The sequence below is a fragment of the Spongiibacter thalassae genome, from assembly GCF_012272835.1.
GTDB lineage: Bacteria > Pseudomonadota > Gammaproteobacteria > Pseudomonadales > Spongiibacteraceae > Spongiibacter > Spongiibacter thalassae.
Genome location: NZ_JAAWWK010000007.1, coordinates 216651 through 222947, shown reverse-complemented (window position 1 = coordinate 222947; position 6297 = coordinate 216651). Strand labels below are relative to the sequence as shown.

The following is a 6297-nucleotide window of genomic DNA, read 5'->3' as shown; positions in this document are numbered from 1 at the left end:
GAGTCACTTGTTTCTGAATATTGTTGTCGCAATATCCACCAACAAGTACCCACACGAATTATCTAATCTCGTCTTGTTAAATAACTCAAAACCGCCAGGGTTTTGATATCGCCAAAAGGTCAGGCCCTTTAGCGAGGAGGCGTATTATAAACACTTCAGCCCCCAGAGCAAGGTGTTTTTTTAAAGTCTTTTTACAAGACCGCAACACCGAACTCCCTCACCCGTATCACCAACTCACCGCACCGCTGCCTCAGCAACCGCACCGGCCTGTCTCCCCGAGCGAGGAGGCGCATTATAGAGATGAATAAGAGAGAGTCAACGCCTATTTTGAAATACTTTCAATCGGGGCAAAAAAAGCACCAGAATGATCAATCCATAGACAACCGCGTCGAAATAACTCGACCGGGTTTGCCAGGCAACATGAAGCCAGGCCAGACCAATAGCCGGATAAACCAGGTAATGGACTCGCTGCCAATTCTTCTTTAATGCGCGCACCGCCCGGTTATTCGACGTCAGCCCCAAGGGCACCAGCAGCAACCAGGAGGCAAACCCAGCAATAATATATGGCCGTTCAGACAGCTCTTCCCTGGCTATTTCCCAGTCCCAACCAAACAGATAGGTGAGCACCACCAGCAAATGGACGCTGACATAGAACCAGACGAACAAGCCGAGCATACGTCGAAAACGGAGCAAGGCAGCCAGACCAAACCAACGCCGAAAAGGCGTCAGCGCAAAGGCCACTAAAAAGAAGCGCAACCCCCACTCACCCGTAATGTGGATCAGCGTCTTTACCGGGTCGGGGCCAAGCTGGTCAGCAATTACGCCATAGACGATATAGGCAAAGGGCAGACTGCACAGCAAAAACAAAAAGGGCTTTGCCCACCCCGCCCGCAATAAAGTAGCGTCAACCACAAAACCCCCACATCAATAATTACGCCGCAGATTCATACCCTTGTATAAACCGGCAACCTGATCTTCGTAGCCATTGAACATTTGCGTTTTTATACGATTGGGCTTCAGCAGGGAGTTGGGCAGCCGCCGCTCGAAACGCTGACTCCAACGGGGATGATCCACCTCAGGATTCACATTGGCATAAAAGCCATACTCCTCCGGCGCAATTCCCTCCCAGCTTGTTTTTGGCTTGCGCTCGGTAAATCTGACCTTAACTATCGACTTGATACTTTTGAAGCCATACTTCCACGGAACAACAAGACGGATAGGCGCGCCGTTTTGATTGGGCAGCTCGCGACCGTACATTCCCACACTCATTATAGTAAGAGGGTGCATTGCTTCGTCCATACGCAGACCTTCGACGTAGGGCCAGCGTATCGTCGAAAATGCGGAACGCTGCCCCCTCATCTCTTCGGGGCGATACAGCGTGGTGAACTCAATATATTTCGCTTTGCTGGTAGGCTCGAAACGCTTGATTAACGCAGACAGTGGAAAGCCAAGCCACGGAATAACCATTGACCATGCTTCAACACAGCGCAGCCGGTAGATTCGCTCCTCAATATCGACGCCCTTAAGCAGGTCTTCAAGGTGATAAACCCCCGGCTTCGCAACCGCACCTCCAACTTCAATAGACCAGGGATCACTGGTCAAGGCGTGGGCATATTTCGCAGGGTCAGTTTTGGCGGTGCCGAACTCATAGAAGTTGTTGTAGGAAGTGGCATCATCGAAGGGAGTTTGCGGCTCACTGGTATAATAGGCACCATCTGGCACCGCGACCTTGAAGAGCATATCACCTCGCCCCGCCTGCGCCGACACGGGCAAAGCGGCATATGCAGCCATCGCCGCCGCCCCTTTTATGAGCTGACGGCGATTGAGATAAACCGCTTCCGGGGTAATCTCACTGGATAAAATATCGTTCTTTTTCCCGATCAGCATTGCGTGCCTCCACTGGCTTTCGACATCTTGCGATTAAAGACGCCCCGCAAGCCGAGTTGTTACACGCTCACTTCTGCTCGGATGACGCCCTGAAACGCTTATAGAAGTGCTGTACGGGCCCGGACACCGCATAGAGCATCGCCACCGCCAACAAAATGCGCGCAGGATCCAGCGCAACCACCCCAAACCCGAGCACAATCAGAATAATCACTACAAAAGGCACCCGCCCCCGCAGGTCGATACCCTTGAAACTGTGATACGGCACATTCAGTATCATCAGCATACCAACAATTGCAATCAGCACGCCGGCAAACACCGCCAGCTCGGTAGGCATCTGCTCACCCACCCAGCGCTCTTCAGAGGCAACCCAAACCACCCCGGCGATCACTGCAGCGGCGGCGGGACTCGCCAAACCGGTAAAATAATTTTTATCGGCAGTATCAATCTGGGTATTAAAGCGCGCCAACCGCAGTGCTGCACAGGCAATGTAGATAAAGGTGACCATCCAGCCAAACTTGCCGAGATCCCCCACCCCCCAGGTAAAAATGACCAACGCCGGCGCCACACCGAAGGACACCATATCAGCGAGACTGTCGTATTCCGCACCGAATTTGCTCTGTGCGTTCATCAGTCGCGCCACGCGGCCGTCCAGGCCGTCGAAGACCATCGAGGCAAAAATCGCCATTGCCGCCGCCTCGTAGCGACCATTCATTCCGGACACGATGGCAAAAAAACCGGAAAACAACGCCGCTGTCGTAAACAGGTTAGGCAGCAGATACACACCTCGCTTGCGCACTGTCTTGCCGTTTATCGACACCTCTTCTTCGTGGTCGTCAACAAGAAGCAGCGCCTCCGCTTCAAACTGCGACTTGGGCTTATCTGTATTCTGATCGTCAGCCATGTTCTGTCAATCCACTCCATTTACGTGAGGTTATGCACAAACTCTGTCTATCATAGTTCAAATAGGCGCACGGTACGATGACCGCGCACACTCCCAAAACGCTTTTATCAGCGGGTTAGCCAAGCTCTGGCGCAACACCACCACACCGATATCCATTACCGGTAACTCGGGGAGCAATGGCACGACTCTCACCCGCTCCCGCAAAAAGGAAGTATCCAGCACCAATTGGGGCACGACTCCCACACCCAGCCCCAGACCAACGGTGCTCACAATAGCCTCATGGCCACTCACCTGGGCATAGATATGAGGCCGCACCTGCTGACTGCGACACCACTGCTGAATCAGGCTTCGGGCAGTGCCGTGCTCAGGCATGATAAAAGGGAGACGGTTTAGCAGAGCCACATCAAAGTCTCCCCCCGCCGCCGCAATTTGCTCGGTCACCGCGCAGGGAATATTTGGCACCAGCAGGTGCAGAGGCGTGCGCATCAGCGGGAGATAATCCATCCGCGATGGCAACTGCATTGGCTTGCCAGTGATGCCGACATCCTCCCCACCCTCAGCGATACGCTCCACCGCATCAGCCTGATCACCGGTATGCAACTTTAAGTCGATACGCGGATATCGGCGCCGGAACACCTCCAGCACATTACTCAACACACTGTATGACGCCGTCACCGAGCAAAACAGACTGATTTCACCCTGCAGTTCCTCGCCCTGTTGATTCAAGCGCTGGGTCAGTAAACGCCAGTTCAGCAGGGCCTGCTCGGCATAACGCAAATATTCCCGCCCCGCGGCGGTCAGGCGAACCTGACGCCGATCACGCTCAAACAACGCTACGCCCGCCTGCTCCTCCAGACGCTGAATACTGCGGCTTACCGCCGACACACTCAGATGCATCGCCTCGGCGGTTCTACCAAAGTGCAATGATTCGCTGAGATGAATAAAGGTCTCCAGCTCCTTGGTATTCATTGGGGCGACACCCCGAGAGCCCAGGCAGTAAATAAGCCAGCCCAGGAACCATCCGCACAGGGATCTAACATTCGCCGCCTCGACACCCGCTCCCACCAACCAACAGCTTCATCCACTGCACAACCCACGCTCCCGGAAAAGACCAAATCACGCAACACAGTGTCCACCATATATCAATTTACGCAACAGAGCTATCTTGCTAAAGTGCGCGCCATCGTGGGGAATTTCTCCACCACACCGACATTACCTCAACACGACATCAACAAAATGACAGGAGAGTCTCATGGCTCAGAATTACTTCAACAGCCTGCCGCTACGGCTGCAACTGGAAGAACTCGGCAAATGCCGCTTCATGGATCGCAGCGAGTTCGCTGACGGCTGCAACTATCTGAAAGGCAAAAAAATTGTCATCATCGGCTGTGGTTCACAGGGCCTGAACCAGGGCTTGAACCTGCGCGACTCCGGTCTCGATGTTTCCTACGCTCTGCGCGCTGAAGCCATCGAACAGAAACGTCAAAGCTGGAAAAACGCCACCGAAAACGGCTTCACCGTTGGCACCTACGAAGAACTGGTTCCCACCGCCGACGTGGTAATGAACCTGACTCCGGACAAGCAGCACACCTCGGTTGTTAACGCGGTTATGCCGCTGATGAAAGAAGGCAGCTGCCTGGATTACGCCCACGGTTTCAACCTGGTTGAAGAAGGCATGCAAATCCGCAAGGACATCACCGTTGTGATGATGTGCCCGAAATGCCCCGGCACCGAAGTGCGCGAAGAGTACAAGCGCGGCTTCGGTGTTCCCACGTTGATCGCTGTTCACCGTGAAAACGACCCCAAAGGCGAAGGCATGGCCATCGCCAAAGCCCTCGCCTCCGGCACCGGCGGCGACCGCGCGGGCGTACTGGAGTCCTCCCCCATCGCCGAAGTGAAGTCCGACCTGATGGGCGAGCAAACCATCCTCTGCGGCATGCTGCAAACCGGCGCCATCCTGTGCTTCGACAAAATGGTCGAGGAAGGCATCGAGCCCGGCTACGCTTCCAAGCTGATTCAATACGGCTGGGAAACCGTCACCGAAGGCCTGAAGCACGGCGGCATCACCAATATGATGGACCGCCTGTCCAACCCCGCCAAAATCAAGGCCTTTGAACTGGCTGACGAGCTGAAAGACATTATGCGTCCGCTGTACGAAAAGCATCAGGACGACATCATCAGCGGTCACTTCTCCAAAACCATGATGGAAGACTGGGCCAACGACGACAAGAACCTGCACGGCTGGCGCGCAGCGACTGCTGAAACAGCCTTTGAAAAAACGCCTGCCGGTGACGTTGAAATCAGCGAGCAGGAATACTACGACCACGGCATTCTGCTGATTGCCATGTGTAAAGCCGGTGTAGAGCTGGCCTTTGAGTGCATGGTTGCCGCTGGCATGAAGCCCGAGTCGGCCTACTACGAGTCGCTGCACGAAACGCCACTGATCGCCAACACCATCGCGCGTCGCAAGCTGTACGAAATGAACGTGGTTATTTCCGATACCGCTGAGTACGGCTGCTACCTGTTCGATCACGCCTGCCGCCCACTGCTGAAAGACTTCATGAGCAAAGTCTCTACCGACGTGATCGGCAAAGGCCTGAACGTTAAGGACAACGGTGTAGACAACCAGGAGCTGATCGCGGTGAACGCCGAAATCCGCAACCACCCGGTTGAAGTTGTTGGCCGCAAGCTGCGCAGCTACATGACAGCCATGAAGAAAATCGTCTAAGCCACCCGGCAATAGCGAACAAAAGGGCGCCTCGGCGCCCTTTTTTAATGCCCGCAATAACCGGGGTCTGTCCCCGGGGACAGACCCCATTTATTGACAGCATAAGCAAAGCCCTCTATTTTGTAACGATCACTACAAAATAGAGTCGACCATGCCGCGACCCCGCCATCACGACAACAACCAGCTCATCGAACAGGCCATGTACTGCTTTTGGGCACGGGGCTATAGCAGCACTGGCATGCGCGAACTCGAAAGCAGCCTGAACCTGCGCGCACCGGCTATCTACAACCGCTTCGGCTCGAAACAGGCCTTGTTCACTACCAGCCTGGAATATTATCTGGAGCGGATTGTTGGCCACCGCATTCACCACTACCTGACAGATTCAACACAGGCACCGCCAGATCGACTCGCGCAGTTTATGCGCAGCGCGATATTTCCCCGGAACGCCGACCTTAGCCTGTTATCACTCTCGCCACCGCAACCATTGAGCAGTTGCCTGCTGGTACGCACGGCCCTCGACCCGGTCGCCAGGAGCAATGATGTGAAAGCGATTCTCCATCGCGCCCAGCGAACGCTGGAAGCCGCTTTTACAACAACACTTGCACCACTTTCGGCACACGCCGACGATACCGCCCGACAACTACTACTCTGCTTTAACGGCCTGATGGTTAGCCAGCTGTGCGGCCATAGTCGCGCCGAGCTGGAAGGACAGCTGGATGCGACTCTGGCCCTGATCCCCCGCTCCCGTGCCAGCCACAACCCCAGCACTCAACATTAATAA

At 54.8% G+C, this 6297-nt stretch carries 6 protein-coding genes; 2 read left to right on the top strand and 4 right to left on the bottom strand.

What is annotated here, in order from left to right:
* Positions 1-315 precede the first annotated feature (315 nt).
* The 4 genes from HCU74_RS18400 to ilvY form a co-directional block, all read right to left on the bottom strand.
* On the bottom strand, positions 316-912 hold the full coding sequence (locus tag HCU74_RS18400) for a ferric reductase-like transmembrane domain-containing protein (protein WP_168451900.1): 597 nt from the start codon (positions 910-912) through the stop codon (positions 316-318).
* Between the two features lie 12 nt (positions 913-924).
* On the bottom strand, positions 925-1887 hold the full coding sequence (gene msrP / locus HCU74_RS18395) for a protein-methionine-sulfoxide reductase catalytic subunit MsrP (protein WP_168451899.1): 963 nt from the start codon (positions 1885-1887) through the stop codon (positions 925-927).
* Positions 1888-1954: 67 nt separating this feature from the next.
* The gene (gene pssA / locus HCU74_RS18390; RefSeq protein WP_168451898.1) at positions 1955-2788 is read right to left on the bottom strand and encodes a CDP-diacylglycerol--serine O-phosphatidyltransferase; all 834 of its coding nucleotides are present in this window, start codon (positions 2786-2788) and stop codon (positions 1955-1957) included.
* A 57-nt stretch (positions 2789-2845) separates the two neighbouring features.
* Positions 2846-3757: an HTH-type transcriptional activator IlvY gene (ilvY, locus tag HCU74_RS18385; RefSeq protein ID WP_168451897.1), complete on the bottom strand. Its 912-nt coding sequence runs from the start codon at positions 3755-3757 to the stop codon at positions 2846-2848.
* A gap of 283 nt (positions 3758-4040) precedes the next feature.
* Here ilvY and ilvC point away from each other — a divergent pair, with 283 nt between their 5' ends.
* Together ilvC and HCU74_RS18375 are read left to right on the top strand one after the other, a co-directional pair.
* On the top strand, positions 4041-5516 hold the full coding sequence (gene ilvC / locus HCU74_RS18380; RefSeq protein ID WP_168451896.1) for a ketol-acid reductoisomerase: 1476 nt from the start codon (positions 4041-4043) through the stop codon (positions 5514-5516).
* Positions 5517-5667: 151 nt separating this feature from the next.
* The gene (locus HCU74_RS18375; RefSeq protein WP_168451895.1) at positions 5668-6294 is read left to right on the top strand and encodes a TetR/AcrR family transcriptional regulator; all 627 of its coding nucleotides are present in this window, start codon (positions 5668-5670) and stop codon (positions 6292-6294) included.
* Positions 6295-6297: the final 3 nt, after the last annotated feature.